Source organism: Pseudomonas sp. RIT778 (assembly GCF_019718735.1).
Classification (GTDB): domain Bacteria; phylum Pseudomonadota; class Gammaproteobacteria; order Pseudomonadales; family Pseudomonadaceae; genus Aquipseudomonas; species Aquipseudomonas aphyarum.
On sequence record NZ_JAIHBA010000012.1, the window covers coordinates 34,274 to 57,954 of the forward strand.

Genomic DNA, 23,681 nt, shown 5'->3' on the forward strand with positions numbered 1-23,681 from the left:
GCCAAACCGGCTGCGGCGAAGAAACCGGCAGTGAAAAAACCGGCCGCGCCGAAAGCCGCTGCGCCGAAACCAGCTGCGCCAAAACCGGTGACCACACCGCAAGCACTGGCAAGCACGTCGAACTCCGCCTCGGCTCCAACCCCGGCGCCTGCTCCGACTGCTGCATCGACTCCGTCGACGCCAACCAGTCAGTCCTGATTTTCAGGGCTCAAGAAAACGCCCGGCCTGTGAAGGTCGGGCGTTTTTGTTTGGGTAAAAGCCGTCGGATTACTCGTGATCTTCGAGATACTGCAAAGCCATCCTCTCCGTCGCCACCTTCACCGGCGGCAACAGGTGCGGTGCCACCAGCATCATGATCTGGTACACCACCAGCCGCACTTCCCCTTCGCGATCAAGAATCCGCTGATAGTCCAGCGAGAACAGCAACGTCATGGTGATCTGCTCCACCAGTTGCCCCAGCGCCTGGGTGTCGCTGACCAACTGCCCCGACGCCTTCAGCCGCGCCAGCAATGATGCCAGCGTGCGCTTGAGCACGTTGAGGAACTGGCGAATGCCCTTGGCCAGTTTCGGCAGGCGTCCGGCCAGGTTCGACAGGTCCTGGAACAGGAAGCGGTACTGCGCCAGCCGTTCGACGATCAGGTGCAGGAACAGCCAGTAATCCTCCGGCGCCAGTTCGACATCGGCGGGCGGGTCGAGCAGCGGGGCGAGGTCGTTCTGGAAACGCTCGAACAGGCCGAGAATCAGCGGTTCCTTGCCGTGGAAGTGGTAGTAGAGGTTGCCGGGGCTGATCCCCATTTCATTGGCAACCTCCATGGTGGAGACGTTCGGCTCGCCCTTTTCATTGAACAACTGCAGGGCACATTCGAGGATCCGTTCGCTTGTTTTCATCCAGTCTTCTTAAAAGGGCTTTAGTCAGTCAGCGCACACGCACATAGGTGCCGGGTGCCGCTTCCATCGGTGGATAATTGGCGTTGCCGAGGGTCATCTGGGTTTCGCGCAGGGTGCCGGAGCGCTGCTGCACCCACTCCAGCCACTGCGGCCACCAGCTGCCGTCGACTTTCTTGGCGTCGTAGTACCAGGCGCGCGGATCGCCGCTGAGCTTTCCGTTCTCGACGTAATTGGCTTTCGGGTTGCCCGGCGGGTTGAGGATGCTCTGCACGTGGCCGCTGTTGGACAGCACGAAGCGCCGCTCACCGCCCAGCAACAGCGTCGAGCGATACACCGCGTCCCACGGCGTGATGTGGTCGTTCATGCCGGCCACGCTGAAGCTGTCGACCGTGACCTTCTGCAGATCGATCGGCGTGCCGCACACTTCCAGGCCACCCGGATGGGTCAACGGGTTGTGCTTGAAGAAGTCCAGAATGTCGCCATGAAACGCGGCGGGCAGGCGGGTGCTGTCGTTGTTCCAGTAGAGGATGTCGAACGCCGGCGGCTCCTTGCCCAGCAGGTAGTTATTGACGAAATAACTCCAGATCAAATCGTTGGGGCGCATCCAGGCGAACACCTTGGCCATGTCGCGACCCTCCAGCACGCCTTTCTGATAGGAGCGCCGCTTGGCCGCTTCGAGCGTTTGCTCATCGGCGAACAGGGTGGCCGGGGTGTTCATTTCACTGTCGAGCAGGCTCACCAGATAGGTGGCGCTGGACACCCGCCGCAACTGCCGCTTGGCCTGCAGATGCCCTTGCAGCGCCGCAATGGTCAGCCCGCCGGCGCAGGCACCCATCAGGTTGACCTCGCGGGCACCGGTGATCGCCCGGCAGATGTTCATCGCTTCTTCCACGGCTTCGACGTAGGTCGACAGGCCCCATTCGCGATGGCGCACATCCGGGTTGCGCCAGCTGATCATGAAGGTCTGCAAGCCGTTCTTCAGCGCAAACTGGACGAAGCTGTTGCTCGGGCTGAGGTCGAAAATGTAGTACTTGTTGATTTGCGGCGGCACCACCAGCAGCGGTTTCGAATACTGCTTCTCGCTCATCGGCCGGTACTGGATCAGCTCGAGCATTTCGTTGCGAAACACCACCGAGCCGGTGGTGGTGGCGACGGTCTTGCCGACTTCGAAAGCCTGTTTGGTCACCTGACGTGGCAGGCCGTCGTTGTGCAGCAGATCATCAAAAAGATGACTCAACCCACGCACCAGACTGTGGCCGCCAGAGTTGAAAAGCTCCTTGACGGCCAGCGGATTGAGCAGGGTGTTGGAAGGCGCCACGGCGTCGTTGAGCAGGGTAAAGGCGAAGTGCGCGCGGGCGCGGTCGTCGTCGCTCATGCTGCTCTCGTCGATCCAGCTCTTGACCTGTTTCTGCCAGGCCAGATAAGCCTGCAGGCTGCGCCGATAGAACGGGTTCAGGCTCCACGCCGGATCGGCGAAGCGGCTGTCCTGCGGATTGGTCGGGTGCAGGGTTTCGCCGAGCAGCACGCGTCCGAGCGCGCCTCCCAGCTTCAAGGCGTGTTTTGCGCTGTGGATCGGATTGCGCAGCCCGTGGGCCGCGACGTTGCGCAAGGTCGAGATCAGGTCCCGGCCGCGCAGACCGGTCATGGCACTCTGTGCATTGATGAACACGGCGGGGCTGGGCACGACGCCCGTCGCTGGTTTGTCACGCATGACTCAACACTCCTTCGTCTTCAGGCCAAAAACAAACACACCGAACCAGAACACCATAGACGCTGTTGCGGGTTGTTGCCTGCGTGGCCTCCTGCCACGCACCTGTGCGGACACGTTGCAAAACGCTGTCCAGAAATCCGTGCCGGGGCGGTTATCCGCCCAGCGGTGTCGGGTGCGGATGCATCACCGCACGCTGACGTTCCTCCTGGAGGAATTTCATGATGATCGGCGCCACCGCCTCGGCCCGGGTAATCAGGAACAGATGCCCGTCGTCGATGATGTGCAACTGCGCGTTGGGGATTCGCCAGGCGAGCATGCGCATGTTGATCAGCGGGATCAGCGGATCGTCATCACCGGCCAGCACCAGCGTCGGCTGATGGATCTTGTGCAGCCAGTGAATGCTGGTCCAGCCAAGGCCCGCGAACAGTTGCCAGTAGTAGCCGAGCTTGCCCGCCGAACGCACCTTGGCCGCATGGCTGGCGGCGAGTGTCGGGTCGCGGCGGAACGAGCCGCCGTAGATCATCGGGGCGATGCGGATCACATGGGACGGCTGGATGTAGCGCCGTGGGCTGGCCATCATCCACAGCACTTTCGGCTTGCCCGGCACCATCACCGCACCGGCAGCGGTCGCCGCCAGCACCAGCTTCTTGCAGCGCTCGGGATAGTGGTAGGCGAACTGCTGCGCCAGCGCCCCACCCCAGGACACGCCGATCACGTTGACCTGTCCGTAGTCGAGGTAATCGAGCATCCGCGCGGTGAGTTTCGCCAGCCCGGGAAAGCGATACGGTCGGCTCGGCGTCGAGGAACCACCGACACCGGGCACGTCGAAGGCGATCACTTCCAGGTCCGGATCCAGCGCCGCGACAAAAGGAAACACCAGCTCCAGGTTGGCGCCGATGCCGTTGAATATCAGCAAGGGCGTCAAGTGAGGCTTGCCGGGGCGGACCGCCGTGCGGATGGTCTGGCCATCGAGCTCGACGGTTCGAAAGATGAACGGGTGCGGCATGCTTCAAGGCCCTGTGGGTGAAATCTCTATCTCATCTTTAACTGTGGGAGCGAGCTTGCTCGCGAAAGCGGCGAATCAGTCGACTTCAATGTTGAATGTCAGTCCGCCTTCGCGAGCAAGCTCGCTCCCACAGATGTCGGTTACCGCTCGTGAACGTAAGTGCCCGGTGAAGCTTCGCCTGCCGGATACGCCTTGTTGCCCAGCTTCGTTGGCGCTTTCTTCAATTCGCCCGACCGCGCAGCCTGCCACGCCTGCCAGTACAGCCACCAGGAGTCGGCGTGCTTGGTCGAGTTTTCCTGCCAGTCATCGGCATTGGCGGTCATTTCATCGCTGGTCATGTAGCGCGATTTCGGGTTGCCCGGCGGGTTCAGGATGCTCTGGATATGCCCGCTGCTGGACAGCACGAATTCGACCTTGCCGCCAAAAAGCTGCGCCGACTTGTAGCAGGACTTCCACGGCGTGATGTGGTCGTTGGTGCCGGCCAGCGAGAAGATGTCGGCGGTCACCTGCTTGAGGTCGATCGGCGTGCCGCACACTTCCAGTGCATTGGGGCGGATCAGTGGGTTGTTTTTGAACATCTCGATCAGGTCGCCGTGGAACGCGGCCGGCAGTCGAGTCGTATCGTTGTTCCAGAACAGGATGTCGAACACCGGCGGTTCGTTGCCGAGCAGGTAGTTGTTGACCCAGTAGTTCCAGATCAGATCGTTGGGGCGCATCCAGGCGAAGACCTTGGCCATGTCTTTGCCTTCGAGCACGCCGGCCTGATAAGAATGGCGCTTGGCGGTCTCCAGGGTCTGCTCGTCGACGAAGAGCGCGACGTCGCTGTCCAGCGTTGTATCGAGCACGCTGACCAGCAGGGTCAGGGCGTTCACCTTGTTCTCGCCAATCGCCGCATAGTGGCCGAGCAGGGCGGTGCAGGTGATGCCGCCGGAGCAGGCGCCAAGCATGTTGACGTCCTTGCTGCCGGTGATCGCGGTGACCACGTCGACCGCTTCCTTCAGGGCTTCGATGTAAGTCGAGAGGCCCCACTCGCGCTGTTCCTTGGTCGGGTTGCGCCAGCTGACGATGAAGGTCTGCACATTGTTGCGCAGGCAGAAGCGCGCCAGGCTCTTGTCCGGGCTCAGGTCGAATACATAGAACTTGTTGATCTGCGGCGGCACCACCAGCAGCGGGCGTTCGTGCACTTGCTCGGTGATCGGCTTGTACTGGATCAGCTCCAGCACGTCGTTGCGAAACACCACCGCGCCTTCGGTCACGCCCAGGCTCTTGCCGACCTCGAACGCGCCCATGTTGACCTGGCTCGGCATGCCGCCGTTGTGCACCAGATCCTTGGCCAGATGCGAGAGGCCGTCGAGCAGGCTTTTGCCGCCGGTCTCGAAGAAGCGTTTGACCGCCGCCGGATTGGCCGCCGTGTTGGTCGGTGCCATGGCCTCGGTCATCAGGTTGATCACGAAGTGGCCGCGCGCGATGTCCTTGGGCGAGAGGCTGCTGTCGTCGATCCAGGCATGGAGTTCCTTGCGCCATGCCAGGTAGGTTTGCAGATAACGTTTGTACAGCGGGTTCTGACTCCACGCCGGATCGACGAAGCGACGGTCATCGCCCGCCGGTTGCAGGTCGGATTTGCCGAACAGCACGTTCTTCAGCTCAAGGCCGAACTGGGTGACGTGTTTGACACTATGGATCGGTTGTTTGATGGCCTGGGTCAGCACCATTCGAGCAGAGGCCAGCAGATCCTTTCCGCGAAGCCCAACGACAGGATTCAGCCCCAGGGTGTTCTCCGAGGCCTGGTACTTCAAATCATCGTTATTCTTGTTACTCATCTACGACGCTCCATTGTCCTGAGACGAGTACCCGGTTTTCTGCTGTGCAGTTCCACAGCCAATGCCAGGTACTACTGCTCGGGTGACCGTTGATTCTGCATAGCTGCTTTACAGTCGTAGAGCACTGCAGGGAACTTGCCAGTTCCATTGGTTACCCGAGATTGATTTTTTTCGCAAGCAGCCGATCCCGGGCCGCTTTAGCGGAGCATTCAAACAGATGAATCTAGAAAATGCCCTCTAAACAGTCCGAGGCGCGGACTAGAGCATCAGCTTGACGACGGACTGGTCCGGGTCGCGGGTTTTGCCGGCGGCTTTGAGCTCGGCCAGATAATCCGCCCAGAGTGCGTCATGACGTCGCCCCAGCTCGTACAGATAATCCCAGGTGAACAGACCGCTGTCGTGACCGTCATCGAAGGTCAGTTTCAGTGCGTACTGACCGGCCGGTTCTACCTTGGTCAGGCCGACGTTCAGCTTGCCGAATTGCAGGATCGGTTTGCCGTGGCCCTGGACCTCGGCGGAGGGGGAATGCACGCGCAGGAATTCGGCGGGCAGGGTGTATTCCTCGCCGGACGCGTATTTGAGCGACAGGGTTTTCGAGGCTTTGTGCAGTTTGATGTCGGTGGGGAGTTGGGTCATCGCCGGCGTTCCGTCAGGTGGAAAAAATTGTGGGAGCCGATGGCTCCCACAGTTTCACGACCACTGTAAGTATGGCTTACAGGATATAACGGGACAGGTCTTCGTTCTGCGCCAATTCGCCCAGGTGGCTGTTGACGTATTCGGCGTCGATCTGGATCGCTTTGTCGTCGTGGGCGCTGGCCAGGTCGCCGGCACTGAACGACACCTCTTCCAGCAGACGCTCGAGCAGCGTGTGCAGGCGACGGGCACCGATGTTCTCGGTCTTCTCGTTGACCTGCCAGGCGATCTCCGCCAGACGCTTGATGCCTTCCGGCTGGAACTGGATGTTCAGGCCTTCGGTTTTCAGCAGCGCGCAGTATTGCTCGGTGAGCGAGGCGTGCGGTTCGCTGAGGATGCGTTCGAAGTCCTGCGGGCTCAGGGCCTTGAGTTCGACGCGGATCGGCAGACGACCTTGCAGCTCCGGTACCAGATCGCTCGGCTTGCTCAGGTGGAACGCACCGGAGGCGATGAACAGGATGTGGTCGGTCTTGACCATGCCCAGCTTGGTGTTGACGGTGCAGCCTTCGATCAGCGGCAGCAGGTCACGTTGCACGCCCTCGCGGGACACATCGGCGCCGCCGACATTGCCGCGCTTGGCGACCTTGTCGATTTCGTCGATGAACACGATGCCGTGCTGCTCGACCGCTTCCAGGGCCTTGGCCTTCAACTCTTCTTCATTGACCAGGCGACCGGCTTCTTCGTCGCGTACCAGCTTCAGCGCTTCCTTGACCTTGAGCTTGCGGGCCTTCTTTTTGCCCTTGCCCATGTTGGCGAACAGGTTCTGCAACTGGTTGGTCATTTCTTCCATGCCCGGAGGCGTGGCGATCTCGATGCCGGCCATTTCGGCGACTTCGATCTCGATTTCCTTGTCGTCCAGCTGACCTTCGCGCAGGCGCTTGCGGAACAGTTGGCGAGTGTTGGAATCCTGGGTCGGCGCTTCTTCGTTGCTGAAGCCCATGCGTGCCGGTGGCAGCAGGGCGTCGAGGATACGGTCCTCGGCGGCGTCTTCGGCACGGTGACGAACGCGGGTCATTTCCTGCTCGCGCAGCATCTTGATCGCGGCATCGGCCAGATCACGGATGATCGATTCGACGTCACGGCCGACGTAGCCGACTTCGGTGAACTTGGTCGCTTCGACCTTGATGAACGGCGCGTTGGCCAGTTTGGCCAGACGACGGGCGATCTCGGTTTTACCGACACCGGTCGGGCCGATCATCAGGATGTTCTTCGGGGTCACTTCAACGCGCAGCTCTTCAGGCAGCTGCATACGGCGCCAGCGGTTGCGCAGGGCAATCGCGACGGCGCGCTTGGCATCGTCCTGGCCGATGATGTGGCGGTTGAGTTCATGGACGATTTCGCGGGGAGTCATGGACATAATAATTGACGGTCCTCAAGCAGAAACAAGCCGTGGCACAGGGGCCGCGTCAGGCTTATTCAGCGAGATCCTGCTCCTCAATGGTCTGGGTGTGGTTGGTGAATACACAGATGTCGCCGGCGATGCCGAGAGCGGTCTCGACGATTTCGCGGGCCGACAGGTCGGTCTTCTTCAGCAGGGCGCTGGCGGCGGCTTGCGCATAGGCGCCACCGGAACCCATGGCGATCAGGCCGTCTTCGGGTTCGACCACGTCACCGTTGCCGGTGATGATCAGGGATGCGTCCTTGTTGGCGACCGCGAGCATCGCTTCTAGGCGGCTCAGGGAACGGTCGGTGCGCCATTCTTTGGCGAGTTCGACGGCGGCGCGAACCAGGTGGCCCTGGTGCTTTTCAAGCTGGCCTTCGAAACGTTCGAACAGGGTAAAGGCGTCGGCTGTGGCACCGGCGAAACCGGCGATGACTTCGCCGTGGTACAGGCGACGAACTTTCTTCGCGTTGCCTTTCATCACGGTGTTGCCGAGAGAAACCTGGCCGTCGCCGCCCATGACGACTTTGCCGTGGCGGCGGACTGAAACGATGGTGGTCAAGGGAAGAGTCTCCACACTGCGGGGCGAAAATGCCTTATGCCCATTCATATGGGGGTGGTGGAGAGGATTTCAACTGCGGGGCGGGAGAGGGGACGAGCGGTGCTTTGTACATGATCGTTCCCACGCAGAACGACATGATCGTTCCCACGCTCCGCGTGGGAATGCCTCAATGGACGCTCCGCGTCCCTGCGGCAAGGGACGCGGAGCGTCCCGGGCTGCATTCCCACGCAGAGCGTGGGAACGATCGGTGGGGAGGTATCAGCGGCTCTGGCGTTGTTGTAACAACAGGTTGCTGAAGCCCGCGCCCGCCAGTTGTTTCTGGGCGGTGGTCAGCTGTTCGCGGTTGCTGAACGGGCCGACCAGTACGCGATACCAGGTTTCATCCTTGACCGTCCCGGACTCAACCGCGACCGCCTGGCCGAGCAGAATGATCTGCGCGCGCACCTTGTCGGCATCCGTCTCTTTGCGGAACGAGCCGGCCTGCAGGAAGAACTTGGTCACCGGTGCAGCCTTGGTCACCGGCGGTGCTGGCGGCGGGGTGATCCCGGCCAGTGCAGCCTGTGCACGCGCTGTGTCGATCTTCGCCGCTTCGGCCGGGGTCACCGGCGTGGTCGGGATGGCCGGCACCTGTGGCGTCGGCAGGGTTTTCTCCGGCACGGCGTCCGGCGGCACGATCACTTCCGATTCCGGCAGCAGGGTGTAGAAGTCGTACTTCGGCTTCACCGGTTGCGTCGGGCTCGGCGGGGTCTTGTTGGCCTCGGCGATCTTGGTGGCTTTCTGTTGTTGCTGTTGCTCGATCTTCTCGCGCTTGACCGTGTCGCTGCCCTTGCCCGGCTCCAGTTTCATCAGGAACACGATGAACGCGCCGACCGTCAGGCCGATGGCCATCCACAGCCAGCCCGGAATCGGCTGCTTCGCTGGAGCTTGGTAACGGCTGGCGCCACGCTTGGGTGCAGGTTTTTTCTTGGCAGCCAACTTACATGCGCTCCAGGGTTTCCAGGCCGAGCAGTTCCAGGCCTTGCTTGAGGGTACGGCCGGTCAGCGCGGCAAGGCGCAGACGGCTTTGCATTTGTGCCGGGGTCTCTGCGGCGAGGATCGGGCAGTTCTCGTAGAAGCTGGAGAACAAGCCGGCGACCTCGTACAGGTAGGTGCACAGGGTGTGTGGCGTGCCTTTTTCCGCAACGTTGTTCAGCACTTCGCCGAACTGCGCCAGTTTGGCTGCCAGGTCGTGTTCCTGCGGCGCTTCGAGGACGATCTGGCCGTCGACTTCGCTGTAATCCTTGTCCAGTTTGCGGAACACGCCGGCCACGCGGGTGTAGGCGTACAGCAGGTATGGCGCGGTGTTGCCTTCGAGGTTGAGCATCTGGTCGAAGTTGAAGCTGTAGTCGCTGGTGCGGTGCTTCGACAGGTCGGCGTACTTCACCGCGCCGATGCCGACCACTTTGGCGATCGCGCGCAGTTCGTCTTCGGCCAGTGTCGGGTTCTTTTCCTTCACCAGGCTGTAGGCACGTTCCTGCGCTTCGGTCAGCAGGTCGATCAGCTTTACGGTGCCGCCATCACGGGTCTTGAACGGACGGCCGTCGGCGCCGTTCATGGTGCCGAAGCCCATGTGCTCCATTTCCATCGGATGGGTCACGAAGCCGGCCTTGCGCGCGACGGCGAACACTTGCTGGAAGTGCAGGGCCTGACGCTGGTCGACGAAGTACAGCGCACGGTCGGCCTTCAGCTTGCCGCTGCGATAACGCACGGCCGCCAGGTCGGTGGTGGCGTACAGGTAACCGCCGTCAGCCTTGACGATGATCACCGGCAGCGGCTCGCCTTCGGCGTTCTTGAATTCGTCGAGGAACACGCACTGGGCGCCGTTGCTTTCGACCAGCATGCCGGCGGCTTTCAGGTCGTTGACCACGTTGATCAGGTCGTCGTTGTAGGCGCTTTCGCCCATCACGTCGGCCATGGTCAGTTTGACGTTGAGCAGTTCGTAGATCTTCTGGCAGTGCGACAGCGAGATGTCCTTGAACTTGGTCCACAGCGCCAGGCATTCAGCGTCGCCGGCCTGCAACTTGACCACCAGGCCACGGGCGCGGTCGGCGAATTCCGGAGATTCGTCGAAGCGTTGCTTGGCGGCGCGGTAGAAGTTTTCCAGGTCCGACAGCTCGTCGCTGGTGATCGGGTTTTCCTGCAGGTACGCCATCAGCATGCCGAACTGGGTGCCCCAGTCGCCGACGTGGTTCTGACGGATGACGGTGTCGCCGAGGAATTCGAGTACCCGCGCCACGCCGTCGCCGATGATGGTCGAGCGCAAATGGCCGACGTGCATCTCTTTGGCCAGGTTCGGTGCCGACAGGTCGACCACGGTGCGTTGCGCCGGGCCGGCCTTGCGCACGCCAACGTGAGCGTCGGCCAGTGCGGCGTCGAGGCGCGAGGCCAGCGCCTGAGTGTTCTGGAAGAAGTTGATGAAGCCTGGGCCGGCGATTTCGGCCTTGGTGACGTTCTCGTCAGCCGGCAGGGCGGCGATGATTTTTTCCGCCAGATCGCGCGGTTTCATGCCCGCAGGCTTGGCCAGCATCATCGCGATGTTGCTGGCGAAGTCGCCGTGGGTCTTGTCCCGGGCGTTTTCCACCTGGATCGCCGGCGTCAGGCCTTCAGGCAACACACCTTCGTTGACGAGTTGGGTGAGGGCTTGTTGGATCAGCTGGCGAATGGTGTCTTTCATGGTCTTCTCTTTCGACCGCAAGCGCGGCGGCGCATCGATGCGCGGGTGGAAAAACTGGGCATTATCCGTTGCGAAGACGGGCTTGCCAACCTTAGCAGGCAGGATGCGGATGTGTGGTGACAAATAGACTGCTTTCGCGAGCAGGCTCGCTCCCACCCTGGAATACATTTCCCTGTGGGAGCGAGCTTGCTCGCGAAGGCGAGCGTCAGATCAATACAAGTCGACGGGATCGACATCCAGCGACCAGCGCACCGCGCGGCCGCTTGGCATCTGCTCCAGCACCAGCAGCCAGCTCGCCAGCAATCGGTGCAGCGGCGCCCGGGCCGTGGCTTGCAACAGCAGTTGCGCGCGGAAGCGCCCGGCCCGGCGTTCCATTGGCGCCGGCACCGGTCCCAGCAGTTCAATGCCGGTCAGATTCTGTTCGGCCAGCAAGCGCTCGGCCTCGCTGCACGCCTCATCAAGAAAGCCTTCGGCCTGCCCCGGCTTGTGCGCTTCGGCGCGCAGCAGGGCGAGGTGGGAAAACGGCGGCAGTCCGGCGGCGCGGCGTTCGCTCAGGGCCTGTTCGGCGAAGGCGAAGTAACCCTGCTCGGTCAGTTGCACCAATAAAGGATGGTCGGCCAGATGCGTCTGGATGATCACCTTGCCCGGTTCTTCCGCCCGCCCGGCCCGGCCGGCGACCTGCACGATCAACTGCGCCATGCGCTCGCTGGCGCGGAAGTCGCCGGAAAACAGCCCGCCGTCGGCATCGAGGATGGATACCAGCGTCACCCGAGGGAAGTGGTGCCCCTTGGCCAACATCTGGGTGCCGACCAGAATGCACGGCTGGCCTTTCTGGATCGTGGCGAACAGCTGGTTCATCGCGTCCTTGCGCGACGTGCTGTCACGGTCGACGCGCAGCACCGGATAGTCCGGGAACAGAATCGCCAGCCGTTCCTCGGCCCGCTCGGTACCGGCGCCCACGGGGCGCAGATCGACCTTGTTGCACTTCGGGCATTGGCGGGGTACGCGCTCGACGTAACCGCAGTGGTGGCAGCGCAGTTCGCCGTAGCGCTGGTGCACGGTCATCCGCGCATCGCAGCGCTGGCACTCGGACATCCAGCCGCAATCGTGGCACAGCAGAGTCGGGGCAAACCCCCGGCGGTTGAGGAACACCAATACCTGCTGGCCGGCGGCGAGGGTCTGGCCGATGGCTTGCTGCATCGGTCCGGAAATGCCGCTGTCCAGTGGACGACTTTTCACATCCAGACGCAGGAAGCGTGGCTGTTTGGCGCCGCCGGCACGTTCGTTCAGGCGTAGGAGTCCGTACCGACCGGTGTAGGCGTTGTGCAGGCTTTCCAGTGATGGGGTCGCGGAGCCGAGCACGATCGGGATGTTTTCCTGCCGCGCGCGCACCAGCGCCAGATCCCGCGCGTGGTAGCGCAGGCCTTCCTGCTGTTTATAGGAGCCGTCGTGTTCTTCGTCGATGATGATCAGCCCCGGATTTTTCATCGGGGTGAACAGCGCCGAGCGGGTGCCGATAATAATGTCGGCCTCGCCGTCACGGGCGGCGAGCCAGGCGTCCAGACGATCACGGTCATTGACCGCCGAGTGCAGCAGGGCGATGCGCGCATTGAAGCGTTGTTCGAAGCGGGCCAGGGTCTGCGGGCCGAGGTTGATCTCCGGGATCAGCACCAGCGCCTGTTTGCCGGCCTCGAGGGTTTCGCGGATCAGCTGCAAATAGACTTCGGTCTTGCCGCTGCCGGTAACCCCGGCGAGCAGGAACGCGTGATAACTGTCGAACCCGGCGCGAATCGCCTCGTAGGCGGCGCGCTGTTCGCTGTTGAGCGGCAGCTCGGGCTGTGCCAGCCAGTGTTCATGGCGCGCGCCGGGGGCGTGGCGGCGCACTTCGACCTGCACCAGATCCTTGGCCAGCAGCAGATCGAGGCTGTCCTTGCTCAGCATCAGTTTGCTCAGCAACTGATGGGCGACGCCGTGAGGGTGCTGGGCCAGCGTCGCCAGGGCTTCACGCTGGCGCGGGGCGCGGGCGATGCGCGGGTCATCGAGGCTGGCGCCGGGAGCGGCGGACCAGAAGCGCTCCTGCCGAACCTCGGCCAATTCGCCCTGACGCAGCAGCACTGGCAACGCCCAGCTCAGCGTGTCGCCGAGGCTGTGCTGATAATACTGAGCCGTCCACAGGCACAGTTTGAACAGTGCCGGCGGCAGTGGGGCGGTAGCGTCGAGCAGCGCCAGCGCCGGTTTGAGCTTTTCCACCGGCACTTCGCTGGTGTCAGTAACTTCCACCAGAATCCCGATCATCTCCCGCCGGCCGAACGGCACCCGCAGGCGCATGCCCGGTTGCAACTGCGAACGCAGCACGCCGGCCGGGGCCCGATAGTCGAACAGGCGGCGCAGGGGCGAAGGCAGGGCGAGGCGCAGAATGGCGTCGGGCACGCGGGATCTCGATAAGAAGCTAACAAGCAGCGGGGATGAGGTTTGGGCCGGGAGCCTAGCAGACGGTCGGTCTCAGCGACAGCTTGCGTGATCGGGATTGTCTGGTAGAATCCGCGGCCTAATTACGTGCGGTATTCAACAATCGTGTTGGATGGCGGCACGCCAGCTGAGGAAAACACCATGAAAGCCGATATCCACCCGAATTACCCAGAAGTTGCAGTAACTTGCAGCTGCGGCAACAAGTTCGAAACCCGTTCGACCTTCGGCAAAGCCCTGGCGATCGACGTTTGCAACGAGTGCCACCCGTTCTACACCGGTAAGCAGAAGACTCTGGACACCGGTGGTCGCGTTCAGAAGTTCGCCGACCGTTTCGGTGCTTTCGGCGCGAAAAAGGCCTAAGGCCCTTCATTCTGGAAAACCTCAGCGGCTTTTCCGGTCTGATGAAAAAGGCGTCCCTTGCGGGCGCCTTTTTTGTGTCCGCGATTTGGCTCTCCGCCGCCCAGGCCTTCTGCCCGGCGCCGGCCGGGCTGGACAGCGCCACGGTGCAGCGGGTGGTCGACGGCGACACCCTGCGCCTGGGCGATGGGCGCAATGTGCGGATGATCGGCCTCAATACGCCCGAACTCGGCAAGCAGGGTCGCAGCGACGAGCCGTTTGCTGTGGCCGCGCGCAAGCGCCTCGAAGCCTTGGTCGCCGAGAGCGAAGGGCGGGTCGGCCTACGACTCGGCGCCGAGTCCAAGGACCGTTACGGCCGCACCCTGGCCCATGTTTTCAGCGCCAAGGGTGAGAATCTCGAAGCGCAGATGCTCGCCGATGGCCTCGGTTTCCAGGTCGCGGTGGCGCCGAATGTCGATCTGGTCGATTGCCAGCAAGCCGCTGAACGCCTCGCGCGACAGGCCGGGCTGGGCCTGTGGAAGCGCTCTCCTGTACTGAAAGCGGAGCAGATCGAGCGCTCTGGTTTTGCCGTGGTCAGCGGTCGTGTGAGCAAGGTTCAACGCAATCGCGGCGGAATCTGGATCGAGTTGCAGGACAAGGTTGTACTGCGCGTTGCACCCAATCTACTGGATCGCTTCGACGCCACGTCTCTGCAGGCGTTGAAGGGCAAGCAGATCGAGGCCCGTGGCTGGGTGGTCGACCGTTCCCGGCGCGGTGGACTGAAATCAGGTCAGGCGCGCTGGCTGTTGCCGCTGACCGATACTTCGATGCTTCAGTCGTCCCGCTGAATAAAAAGTTGTAGACATTTTTTCTGTCGATTGTGAACAGTCTAGCCCTTGTGCGCCGTGGCTCTTGGCCCAAAGTCGTAGGGCAGGGCGCTTGACAGGGGTGACCGGGCAGTCTTGTGGGGACTTTGCGAGGCGCGTATCCTCGCTGACCAGTCTGTCCAACAGTAAAAAGCGGAATGCCAAAATGTCTGATCTGAAAACTGCCGCTCTCGAATATCATGCCAATCCTCGTCCAGGAAAGCTGAGTGTCGAGCTCACCAAGGCCACTGCTACCGCCCGCGACCTGTCGCTGGCCTACAGCCCCGGCGTAGCTGAACCAGTGCGCGAGATCGCCCGCGATCCTGAACTGGCCTACAAGTACACCGGCAAGGGCAACCTGGTTGCAGTCATTTCCGATGGCACCGCGATTCTGGGTCTGGGTAACCTCGGCCCACTGGCTTCCAAGCCGGTCATGGAAGGTAAAGGCGTGCTGTTCAAGCGCTTCGCCGGCATCGACGTCTTCGACATCGAAGTCGACTCCGAAAGCCCGCAAGCCTTCATCGACACCGTAAAACGCATTTCCATCACCTTCGGTGGCATCAACCTGGAAGACATCAAGGCGCCTGAGTGCTTTGAGATCGAACGTGCTCTGATCGAGCAGTGCGACATTCCGGTATTCCACGATGACCAGCACGGCACCGCGATCGTGACCGCTGCGGGCATGATCAACGCCCTGGAAATCGCTGGCAAAACCCTGGCCGACGCCAAGATCGTCTGCCTGGGCGCTGGCGCAGCCGCCATCTCCTGCATGAAACTGCTGGTGAGCATGGGCGCCAAGGTCGAGAACATCTTCATGGTTGACCGTACTGGCGTGATCCACGCTGGCCGTGACGACCTGAACCAGTACAAGGCTGTGTTCGCTCACCCTACCGAGAAACGCACCCTGGACGACGCCATCGAAGGCGCTGACGTATTCGTCGGCCTGTCGGGCCCGAACCTGCTGAGCGCCGAGCAACTCAAGCGCATGGCGGCCAACCCGATCGTCTTCGCCTGCTCCAACCCGGATCCGGAAATCTCCCCGGAACTGGCTCACGCCACCCGTAACGACGTGATCATGGCCACCGGCCGTTCGGACTACCCGAACCAGGTCAACAACGTGCTGGGCTTCCCGTTCATCTTCCGTGGTGCCCTGGACGTTCGCGCCAAGCGCATCAACGAAGAAATGAAGATCGCTGCCGCCAACGCCCTGCGCGAACTGGCCAAGCTGCCGGTGCCTCAGGAAGTCTGCGACGCCTACGGCGGTATCTCCCTGGAATTCGGTCGTGAGTACATCATTCCGAAACCAATGGACAAGCGCCTGATCACCGTTATCTCCGACGCCGTGGCCAAGGCCGCGATCGAGACTGGTGTGGCGACGCTGCCGTATCCGAAGAACTACCCGCTGAAAAGCGTGGATGACGTGTTCAACGGCTAAGTCGTTGTAGCGCTTCAACCGAAAGCCCCGGCTCGTGAGAGTCGGGGCTTTTTTATGCCTGTTGATTTTGGGGTGATCTTAAGGGCCTCTTCGCGGGCAAGCCCGCTCCCACAGGGTTTTGTGGCGTTCACAAATGGAGCGTACACCCGGTTACTGTGGGAGCGGGCTTGCCCGCGAAGAGGCCGGCCCAGACAACACAAAAATGAACAGGTAATAAAAAGCCCCGCACTTCAATCGAAGGCGGGGCTTTTTAGCGGTTCAGGATCAGGATCAGAACAGATCGATCGGCGCCTGCTCATCCGCCGGCAGCGGGCTACCCGGTACGGTGCCATTGCCGATCTCGTTGACCGACGGCGGCGTGTCCTCAGCCTTGAACAGCTCGAAGTAGGCCCCCGGCGTGCTCGGCGATGCCGCGCGACCGCTGACCGGGTCCACCCGCAGGCTGAGGATGCCTTCCGGCTCCGGCTGGACATGCGGTGGCTTGTCCTTGAGCGCGGCGGCCATGTAGTTCATCCAGATCGGCAGTGCCACGGTGCCGCCGAACTCCCGGCGACCGAGGCTTTCCGGCTGGTCGAAACCGGTCCACACGGTGGTCACGTAATCGGCGTTGTAACCGGAGAACCACGCATCCTTGGATTCGTTGGTGGTACCGGTCTTGCCCGCGATGTCGCTGCGGCCCAGAGCCAGTGCGCGACGACCGGTGCCGAGCTTGATTACGTCCTGCAGCATGCTGTTGAGGATGTAAGTAGTACGGCCATCGACGATGCGCTCGGCAACTGCCGGTGCTTGCGGCACGGCGGCGTTGCTCGGCGCTTCACCCGGAACCGGCGCTGCATTGACGGTAAACGATTCGGTAGCGGGGGCCGCGATACCGTCGGTGGCCGCGCCGCCCTGCGGTACGGTCGGCGGATTGGCGACGAACAGCGTGTCGCCGTTGCGGCTTTCGATCTTGTCGATGATGTACGGGGTGATCTTGTAGCCGCCGTTGGCGAAGGTGCTCCAGCCGGTGGCGATCTCCATTGGCGTCAGGGTCGCGGTGCCCAGCGCCAGGGACAGGTTTGGCGGCAAGTCCTGCTTGTTGAAGCCGAAACGGGTGATGTAGTCGATGGTCTTGCCTACGCCCATCGCCTGCAACAGGCGGATCGACACCAGGTTGCGCGACTTGTACAGCGCCTCACGCAGACGGATCGGACCGAGGAAGGTGTTGGTGTCGTTCTTCGGACGCCAGACCTTGTCCAGGTACTCGTCGACGAACACGATCGGCGCGTCGTTGACCAGGCTGGCGGCGGTGTAGCCGTTGTCCAGTGCGGCGCTGTAGACGAACGGCTTGAAGCTCGAGCCCGGCTGACGCTTGGCCTGCATCGCGCGGTTGTAGTTGCTCTGCTCGAAGGCGAAGCCGCCGACCAGCGACCGGATCGCGCCGTTCTGCGGATCCAGCGACACCAGCGCGCCTTGCGCCTGTGGGATCTGGCTGAGCTTCAGCGAATTGTTTGGCTGGCGCTGCACGCGAACCAGGTCGCCGATCTGTGCCACATCCGACGGCTGACGCGGGTTGGCGCCCATGCTGTTGGTGTTGAGGAACGGGCGGGCCCATTTCATGGTGTCCCACGCCACGTGCTCTTCGCCGGTGCGGGTCAGCACTTGCAGGCCGTTCTTGTCGACCTGGGTGACGATGGCCGGCTCGAGGCTACTGATCGTGCGTTGCTTGGTCAGTTCGGTGGCCCAGGCTTCACGGGTCTTGCCCGGCAGACGTGATTCAGGGCCACGGTAGCCGTGACGCTGGTCGTAGGTCATCAGGCCTTCGTGCAGCGCGGTGTTGGCCATTTCCTGGAGGTTGCTCGGCACCGTGGTGGTGACGCGGAAACCTTCGGTATAGGCGTCGCTGCCGTAACGACCGACCATTTCCGCACGGGCCATCTCGGCGATGTACGGTGCGTTCACTTCCGGGGTCGGCACGTGATAGCTGGCGTTCAGCGGCTCGTTGATTGCGGCGGTGTAGTCGGCTTCGGTGATCTTGCCGAGCTTGTACATGCGCCCGAGGATCCAGTCGCGACGCTCCTTGCTGCGCGCCGGGTTGGCCAGCGGGTTGAAGCGCGACGGGGCTTTCGGCAGGCCGGCGATCATCGCCATCTGCGCCAGGCTGACTTCGCGGATCGACTTGCCGTAATACACCTGCGCCGCCGCCTCGATGCCGTAGGCGCGGTTGCCCAGATAGATCTTGTTCACGTACAGCTCAAGGATTTCGTCCTTGGTCAGCTGGCGTTCGATCTGCAGGGCCAGAAGGATTTCAGTGGTCTTGCGCGAGAAGCTGCGTTCGCTGGTCAGGAAGAAGTTCTTCGCCACCTGCATGGTGATGGTGCTGCCGCCGGACTGGATGTGACCGCTCTTGACCAGTTGGGTCGCGGCACGCATCAGGCTGCTCGGATCGACGCCATAGTGATTGGCGAAGTTGTCGTCTTCAGCACTTAGTAACGCATTGATGAAATTGGGGGGAATGTCGGCGAAACGGATCGGTGTGCGGCGCATTTCGCCAAATTCTGCGATCAACTTGTTGTCGCTGCTGTAGACCCGGAGCGGAATCTGCAACTGAATGCTTCTCAGCGCCTCCACAGATGGCAAACCCGGACTAAGGTAAAGAAACGCGCCGCTGAGACCTAAAAGCAGTCCGCAGAAAACGGCGACGATGGACCAACCGAAAAATTTCAGCAGACGAATCAAGGCTTTTGGACATCCACGGCAAAGAATGAATTGGGCGACAGGGTTCCGGGAAACACACAGAACGACCCGCGCCGGCAGTAAAAAGCGGAAAAAATCGCTGGGCATTATAAGCACTTTTCCGCTGGGGGCGTCATTTGCGCTTCTGTCAAGACGGGGCGAGGGAACGCAATGCGCATTACAGAGTCCGTAACTCACGGATAGTCATAGGGAATTGGTAGTGCTAGGACTCTTCAATAAAAAGGCCAATACGTTACTGGGGATCGACATCAGCTCCACATCGGTGAAGCTGCTGGAGCTGAGCCGTCAGGGTGAGCGCTACCGGGTCGAGGCGTACGCGGTGGAGCCGTTGCCGGCGAGTGCCGTGGTCGAAAAGAACATCGCCGAGCTCGAGGGCGTCGGCCAGGCCCTGTCCCGGGTGCTGGTCAAGGCGCGCACCGGGCTGAAAACCGTTGCGGTGGCAGTGGCGGGTTCGGCGGTGATCACCAAGGTCATCGAGATGGACGCCGGGCTGTCCGACGATGAACTGGAAAACCAGCTCAAGATCGAGGCCGATCAATACATTCCCTATCCGCTGGACGAGGTCGCCATCGACTTCGAAGTCCAGGGCGTTTCGCCGCGCAACCCCGAGCGGGTCAACGTACTGCTGGCCGCCTGTCGCAAGGAAAACGTCGAAGTCCGCGAAGCGGCGCTCGCCCTCGCCGGGCTGACCGCGCGGGTGGTGGATGTCGAAGCCTACGCACTGGAACGCTCGTTCGGCCTGCTGGCGACGCAACTGGCCGCGTCCCAGGACCGGCTGACAGTGGCCGTGGTCGACATCGGCGCCACCATGACCACCCTCAGCGTCCTGCACAACGGCCGGATCATCTATACCCGCGAACAGCTGTTCGGCGGTCGACAGCTGACCGAGGAAATCCAGCGCCGTTATGGCCTGACCCTTGAACAGGCGGGACTCGCCAAGAAGCAGGGCGGCCTGCCGGACGACTACGTCAGCGAGGTGCTGCAACCGTTTCGCGAGGCGCTGGTGCAGCAGGTGTCGCGCTCCCTGCAGTTCTTTTTCGCCTCCGGCCAGTACAACGCCGTCGACCACATTCTGCTGGCCGGCGGCACGGCGTCGGTGCCCGGGCTCGACCGGCTGATCGAAGAGCGCCTGAACACACCGACCCAGGTGGCCAACCCGTTTTCCGACATGGCCTTGAGCAGCAAGGTCAACGCCGGGGCCCTGGCGAGCGATGCGCCGGCCCTGATGATTGCCTGCGGGCTCGCGCTCAGGAGTTTCGACTGATGGCGCGGATCAACCTTTTACCCTGGCGCGAGGAGCGTCGCGAAGAGCGGCGCAAACGCTTCCTGCTGGCCTTGACCGGCGTGGTGGTCGGTTCGGTCGGGGCGGTGCTCATTGCCGACCAGATCATCAGCGCCGCCATCGCGCGGCAGGTCGCGCGCAATGACTACATCGGCAAGCAGATCGCCGTGGTCGACGAACGGATCAAACAGATCAGCGAACTCAAGGCCCACCGCCAGCAACTGGTGGAGCGCATGCGCATCATCCAGGACTTGCAGGGCAACCGGCAGATCAGCGGGCGGATTTTCGATCAGCTGGCGCGCACCTTGCCCGACGGGGTGTATTTCACCGATGTGAAAATGGTCGGCAAGACCCTGTCGATCAGCGGCGCGGCGGAGTCGAACAATCGGGTGTCCGACCTGATGCGCAATCTCGATGCCTCCGACTGGTTCGATGCGCCCAACCTCAATGAAGTGAAAGCCACCACCGCTGGCCAGGTGGATCAGGCCAACGTCTTTCAGCTGACCGTTCGCCAGACTCGACCCCGGATCGAGGAGGACGACCAATGAAGCCGTCCGAGTGGCTGGACAGCCTGCGCAATGTCGATTTCAACGACCTGGACACCAGCAACATCGGCTCCTGGCCGCCAGTGGTCAAAAGCCTGGCCGGCGGGCTGTTGATGGTGTTGGTTCTGGCGCTTGGCTATAACTTTTTCATCAGTGACCTGGAGAACCAGCTCGAGCTCAAGCGTGAGGAGGAGGTCACCCTCAAGGAGCAATTCGCGAGCAAGGCGCGCATGGCGGCCAATCTGGAGCTGTACACCCAGCAGATGAAAGAGATGGAAAACTCGTTCGGCGTGCTGTTGCGGCAATTGCCCAGTGACACCGAAGTGCCGGGGTTGCTGGAAGACATCACGCGCACCGGGCTGGGCAGCGGTCTTGAATTCGAAGAGATCAAGCTGCTGCCGGAGGTCACCCAACAGTTCTACATCGAACTGCCCATCCAGATCACCGTAACCGGTGCCTATCACGACCTTGCGACTTTCGTAAGCGGCGTGGCCGGACTGCCACGGATCGTCACCCTGCACGATTTCGAGCTGGCGCCGGCCAATCCCGAAGGCGGGCCGAAGTTGCGCATGAGCATTCTCGCCAAGACCTACCGCTACAACGACAAGGGGCTGCAAAAATGAGCCCGATCCGTTTTATCGCCTTATCGACATTGTTATTGGTGCTCGGTGGCTGTGGCGGCGATGACTTCAGTGACCTCGACGCCTACATGAATGAAGTGCGCCTGCGTCCGCCGGGCAAGATCGAGCCGACCCCGACCTTCCGCTCTTTCCCGACGTTCACCTACAGCGCCGCCAACCTGCGCAGTCCGTTTTCGCGTCAGTTACGGGTCGATCTGGCCGGGCAGAAACACGGCTCTCGCGACGTGAAACCCGATCCCAACCGGGTCAAGCAATACCTCGAAGGTTTCAACATCGAGCAGTTTGAAATGGTCGGCACGATTGCCAACGCCTCTGGTTCCTTCGCGTTGCTGCGGGGGGCGGGCGGGGTCCATCGGCTCAAGGTCGGCGATTACCTGGGCCGTAACGACGGGCGGATCGTTGCGATCAGCGCTTCCCAGGTCGAAGTGGTGGAAATCGTTCCGGATGGCCAGGGCGCCTGGCTTGAGCGGCCGCGCACCATTCCTTTGAAAGAGCACTCATAAGTGGAAGTCGAATAATGAACAGGATTTTTTCCACCCTCGGTTTTTCGCTATGGATGGCGCTGCTTTCACCGATGGTACAGGCAGCCAATCTGAAGGCGCTGGACGTCGCGGCACTGCCGGGCGACCGGGTCGAGCTGAAGCTGTCATTCGACGGCCCACCCCCGCAGCCCAAGGGCTATACCACCGATTCGCCGGCACGGATCGCTCTCGATCTGCCGGGTGTCGCCAGTCAGCTGGCGAGCAAGACCCGTGACCTGGGCAGTGGCAATGCCCGCACGGCCACGGTGGTCGAGGCCAATAACCGGACGCGGCTCATCATCAGCCTGACGCAACTGGCGCCTTACGACACCCGGGTCGAAGGCAATGCGGTATTCGTGGTGGTCGGGCAAGGCAGCAAAGCCGCTGCCCCGCGTCCGGCGGCTCGTGCACCGCGCGCAGCAACTGCGGCAGCGCCGGTCCGGACCTTTGCGCCAACCGCCAGAGCCATTCGCGGTGTGGATTTCCAGCGTGGCACGGCGGGCGAGGGCAACGTGGTCATCGACCTGTCCGATCCAGCCATCGCACCGGATATTCAGGAACACGACGGCAAGATCATCCTCAATTTCGCCCGTACCCAATTGCCCGAACCGCTGCGGGTGCGCCTCGACGTCAAGGATTTCGCCACCCCGGTGCAGTTCGTCAACGCTGGTGTCAGTGGTGATCGGGCGACGATCACCGTCGAACCCAACGGTACGTTCGACTATTCCACTTACCAGACCGACAACAAGCTGACCGTCAGCATCCGGCCGTTGACCGTCGATGACTTGCAAAAGCGCAACGCCGACCGCAACAGCTATAACGGCGAAAAGCTCTCTCTCAACTTCCAGGACATCGATGTGCGTTCGGTGCTGCAACTGATCGCCGACTTCACCAACCTCAATCTGGTGGCCAGCGATACGGTGCAGGGCGGAATCACCTTGCGCCTGCAGAACGTACCGTGGGATCAGGCGCTGGATCTGGTGCTCAAGACCAAAGGCCTGGACAAGCGCAAGGTCGGCAACGTGTTGCTGGTGGCGCCGGCCGATGAAATCGCCGCCCGCGAACGGCAGGAACTGGAATCGCAGAAACAGATCGCCGAACTGGCGCCGTTGCGCCGCGAGCTGCTGCAAGTGAACTACGCCAAGGCTGCGGACATCGCCAAGCTGTTTCAGTCGGTCACCAGCGCCGAGGCCAAGGTCGACGAGCGGGGTTCGATCACCGTCGATGAGCGGACCAACAACATCATTGCCTACCAGACCCAGGATCGCCTCGACGAGCTGCGGCGGATCGTGGCGCAGCTGGATATCCCGGTGCGTCAGGTGATGATCGAGGCGCGGATCGTCGAGGCCAACGTCGATTACGACAAGAGCCTGGGCGTGCGCTGGGGCGGTTCGATCCAGAACAAGGGCAACTGGAACACTTCCGGGGTCAGCAACGGTTCGTCGACCACCATTGGTACGCCGGGCAGCACCAGCACCAACTCGCCGTTCGTCGACATGGGCACGGTCAACAATACGTCCGGGATCGGCATCGCGTTCATCACCGACAACGTATTGCTCGACCTCGAGCTGACCGCGATGGAGAAGACCGGCAACGGCGAAATCGTCTCGCAGCCCAAGGTGGTCACCTCCGACAAGGAGACCGCGAAGATCCTCAAGGGCACCGAGATTCCGTACCAGGAAGCCAGCTCCAGCGGCGCTACGTCGGTGTCCTTCAAGGAGGCGTCGCTGTCGCTGGAAGTGACGCCGCAGATCACCCCGGACAACCGCATCATCATGGAGGTCAAGGTCACCAAGGACGAACCGGACTACCTGAACAAAGTGCAGGATGTACCGCCGATCAAGAAAAACGAGGTCAACGCCAAGGTGCTGGTGAACGACGGCGAGACCATCGTGATTGGGGGCGTTTTCTCAAATACTCAAAGCAAGGTTGTAGATAAGGTGCCATTTCTTGGCGATGTGCCGTATCTTGGCCGCCTTTTCCGGCGTGATGTGGTTTCGGAGAAAAAATCCGAGCTGCTGGTATTTCTCACTCCGCGTATCATGAATAACCAGGCGATTGCTGTGAGTCGTTGAT

19 protein-coding genes and 1 pseudogene are annotated in these 23,681 nt (G+C 61.9%); 9 read left to right on the forward strand and 11 right to left on the reverse strand.

Features of this window, described 5'->3' with window-relative positions; all coding sequences use genetic code 11:
• Nucleotides 1-198, forward strand: a pseudogene (locus K5E37_RS29405) (poly(3-hydroxyalkanoate) granule-associated protein PhaF); the annotation flags it as partial.
• 69 nt (nt 199-267) lie between these two features.
• Here the strand turns inward: K5E37_RS29405 and K5E37_RS09295 are convergent.
• From K5E37_RS09295 to K5E37_RS09340, 10 genes are all read right to left on the reverse strand, one after another.
• Nucleotides 268-888 (reverse strand): TetR/AcrR family transcriptional regulator, encoded by a 621-nt coding sequence (locus K5E37_RS09295; RefSeq protein WP_007952414.1) that lies wholly within the window; start codon nt 886-888, stop codon nt 268-270.
• Nucleotides 889-916: 28 nt separating this feature from the next.
• Nucleotides 917-2,599, reverse strand: a complete 1,683-nt coding sequence (gene phaC / locus K5E37_RS09300) for a class II poly(R)-hydroxyalkanoic acid synthase (protein ID WP_221533648.1) — start codon at nt 2,597-2,599, stop codon at nt 917-919.
• 151 nt (nt 2,600-2,750) lie between these two features.
• A complete protein-coding gene (gene phaZ, locus K5E37_RS09305) occupies nt 2,751-3,605 on the reverse strand; it encodes a poly(3-hydroxyalkanoate) depolymerase (protein WP_221533649.1) in 855 nt (284 codons plus the stop codon).
• A gap of 140 nt (nt 3,606-3,745) precedes the next feature.
• Nucleotides 3,746-5,425, reverse strand: coding sequence for a class II poly(R)-hydroxyalkanoic acid synthase (gene phaC, locus K5E37_RS09310; protein WP_039772445.1), 1,680 nt, complete (start codon nt 5,423-5,425; stop codon nt 3,746-3,748).
• 258 nt (nt 5,426-5,683) lie between these two features.
• Nucleotides 5,684-6,061 (reverse strand): gamma-butyrobetaine hydroxylase-like domain-containing protein, encoded by a 378-nt coding sequence (locus tag K5E37_RS09315; RefSeq protein ID WP_221533650.1) that lies wholly within the window; start codon nt 6,059-6,061, stop codon nt 5,684-5,686.
• Between the two features lie 76 nt (nt 6,062-6,137).
• Nucleotides 6,138-7,475: an ATP-dependent protease ATPase subunit HslU gene (gene hslU / locus K5E37_RS09320; protein ID WP_007952406.1), complete on the reverse strand. Its 1,338-nt coding sequence runs from the start codon at nt 7,473-7,475 to the stop codon at nt 6,138-6,140.
• Between the two features lie 55 nt (nt 7,476-7,530).
• A complete protein-coding gene (gene hslV, locus K5E37_RS09325) occupies nt 7,531-8,061 on the reverse strand; it encodes an ATP-dependent protease subunit HslV (RefSeq protein WP_003196958.1) in 531 nt (176 codons plus the stop codon).
• Nucleotides 8,062-8,319: 258 nt separating this feature from the next.
• Entirely contained in the window at nt 8,320-9,036 is a 717-nt protein-coding gene (locus tag K5E37_RS09330) for an SPOR domain-containing protein (protein ID WP_011332070.1), read from the reverse strand.
• Between the two features lies 1 nt (nt 9,037).
• On the reverse strand, nt 9,038-10,774 hold the full coding sequence (gene argS / locus K5E37_RS09335) for an arginine--tRNA ligase (RefSeq protein ID WP_007952402.1): 1,737 nt from the start codon (nt 10,772-10,774) through the stop codon (nt 9,038-9,040).
• A gap of 210 nt (nt 10,775-10,984) precedes the next feature.
• Nucleotides 10,985-13,204, reverse strand: a complete 2,220-nt coding sequence (locus K5E37_RS09340; protein ID WP_192563210.1) for a primosomal protein N' — start codon at nt 13,202-13,204, stop codon at nt 10,985-10,987.
• Between the two features lie 180 nt (nt 13,205-13,384).
• On the opposite strand from K5E37_RS09340, the gene rpmE reads away from it, so the two are divergent.
• The 3 genes from rpmE (at nt 13,385) to K5E37_RS09355 (ending at nt 15,880) form a co-directional block, all read left to right on the forward strand.
• Entirely contained in the window at nt 13,385-13,603 is a 219-nt protein-coding gene (gene rpmE, locus K5E37_RS09345; RefSeq protein WP_007952398.1) for a 50S ribosomal protein L31, read from the forward strand.
• A gap of 41 nt (nt 13,604-13,644) precedes the next feature.
• A complete protein-coding gene (locus K5E37_RS09350) occupies nt 13,645-14,427 on the forward strand; it encodes a thermonuclease family protein (protein WP_221533651.1) in 783 nt (260 codons plus the stop codon).
• 184 nt (nt 14,428-14,611) lie between these two features.
• Entirely contained in the window at nt 14,612-15,880 is a 1,269-nt protein-coding gene (locus K5E37_RS09355) for a malic enzyme-like NAD(P)-binding protein (protein WP_007952395.1), read from the forward strand.
• A 270-nt stretch (nt 15,881-16,150) separates the two neighbouring features.
• On the opposite strand, the gene K5E37_RS09360 is transcribed toward K5E37_RS09355, so the two are convergent.
• Entirely contained in the window at nt 16,151-18,595 is a 2,445-nt protein-coding gene (locus K5E37_RS09360; protein ID WP_409348062.1) for a penicillin-binding protein 1A, read from the reverse strand.
• A gap of 220 nt (nt 18,596-18,815) precedes the next feature.
• On the opposite strand from K5E37_RS09360, the gene K5E37_RS09365 reads away from it, so the two are divergent.
• The 5 genes from K5E37_RS09365 to pilQ are packed head-to-tail and all read left to right on the forward strand — an operon-like array spanning nt 18,816 to nt 23,680.
• Complete coding sequence (locus K5E37_RS09365) at nt 18,816-19,880, forward strand: pilus assembly protein PilM (RefSeq protein WP_007952389.1); 1,065 nt, start codon at nt 18,816-18,818, stop codon at nt 19,878-19,880.
• On the forward strand, nt 19,880-20,446 hold the full coding sequence (locus tag K5E37_RS09370) for a PilN domain-containing protein (RefSeq protein ID WP_007952387.1): 567 nt from the start codon (nt 19,880-19,882) through the stop codon (nt 20,444-20,446). The genes K5E37_RS09365 and K5E37_RS09370 overlap by 1 nt, the downstream gene beginning before the upstream one ends.
• Nucleotides 20,443-21,066, forward strand: a complete 624-nt coding sequence (pilO, locus tag K5E37_RS09375; protein ID WP_085608413.1) for a type 4a pilus biogenesis protein PilO — start codon at nt 20,443-20,445, stop codon at nt 21,064-21,066. The genes K5E37_RS09370 and pilO overlap by 4 nt, the downstream gene beginning before the upstream one ends.
• Nucleotides 21,063-21,587, forward strand: a complete 525-nt coding sequence (locus tag K5E37_RS09380; RefSeq protein WP_085648015.1) for a pilus assembly protein PilP — start codon at nt 21,063-21,065, stop codon at nt 21,585-21,587. Before pilO ends, K5E37_RS09380 begins: the two co-directional genes overlap by 4 nt.
• A 14-nt stretch (nt 21,588-21,601) precedes the next feature.
• Entirely contained in the window at nt 21,602-23,680 is a 2,079-nt protein-coding gene (gene pilQ / locus K5E37_RS09385) for a type IV pilus secretin PilQ (protein ID WP_221533653.1), read from the forward strand.
• Nucleotide 23,681: the final 1 nt, after the last annotated feature.

Excerpts from the sequence above, each read along its gene's own strand:
- K5E37_RS09380 (WP_085648015.1), top strand. The coding sequence starts at position 21,063 with ATGAGCCCGATCCGTTTTATCGCCTTATCGACATTGTTATTGGTGCTC.
- K5E37_RS09355 (WP_007952395.1), top strand. The coding sequence starts at position 14,612 with ATGTCTGATCTGAAAACTGCCGCTCTCGAATATCATGCCAATCCTCGT.
- phaZ (WP_221533649.1), bottom strand. The coding sequence starts at position 3,605 with ATGCCGCACCCGTTCATCTTTCGAACCGTCGAGCTCGATGGCCAGACC.
- rpmE (WP_007952398.1), top strand. The coding sequence starts at position 13,385 with ATGAAAGCCGATATCCACCCGAATTACCCAGAAGTTGCAGTAACTTGC.
- K5E37_RS09315 (WP_221533650.1), bottom strand. The coding sequence starts at position 6,061 with ATGACCCAACTCCCCACCGACATCAAACTGCACAAAGCCTCGAAAACC.
- phaC (WP_039772445.1), bottom strand. The coding sequence starts at position 5,425 with ATGAGTAACAAGAATAACGATGATTTGAAGTACCAGGCCTCGGAGAAC.
- K5E37_RS09295 (WP_007952414.1), bottom strand. The coding sequence starts at position 888 with ATGAAAACAAGCGAACGGATCCTCGAATGTGCCCTGCAGTTGTTCAAT.
- phaC (WP_221533648.1), bottom strand. The coding sequence starts at position 2,599 with ATGCGTGACAAACCAGCGACGGGCGTCGTGCCCAGCCCCGCCGTGTTC.
- K5E37_RS09370 (WP_007952387.1), top strand. The coding sequence starts at position 19,880 with ATGGCGCGGATCAACCTTTTACCCTGGCGCGAGGAGCGTCGCGAAGAG.
- pilO (WP_085608413.1), top strand. The coding sequence starts at position 20,443 with ATGAAGCCGTCCGAGTGGCTGGACAGCCTGCGCAATGTCGATTTCAAC.
- K5E37_RS09350 (WP_221533651.1), top strand. The coding sequence starts at position 13,645 with ATGAAAAAGGCGTCCCTTGCGGGCGCCTTTTTTGTGTCCGCGATTTGG.
- argS (WP_007952402.1), bottom strand. The coding sequence starts at position 10,774 with ATGAAAGACACCATTCGCCAGCTGATCCAACAAGCCCTCACCCAACTC.
- pilQ (WP_221533653.1), top strand. The coding sequence starts at position 21,602 with ATGAACAGGATTTTTTCCACCCTCGGTTTTTCGCTATGGATGGCGCTG.
- hslU (WP_007952406.1), bottom strand. The coding sequence starts at position 7,475 with ATGTCCATGACTCCCCGCGAAATCGTCCATGAACTCAACCGCCACATC.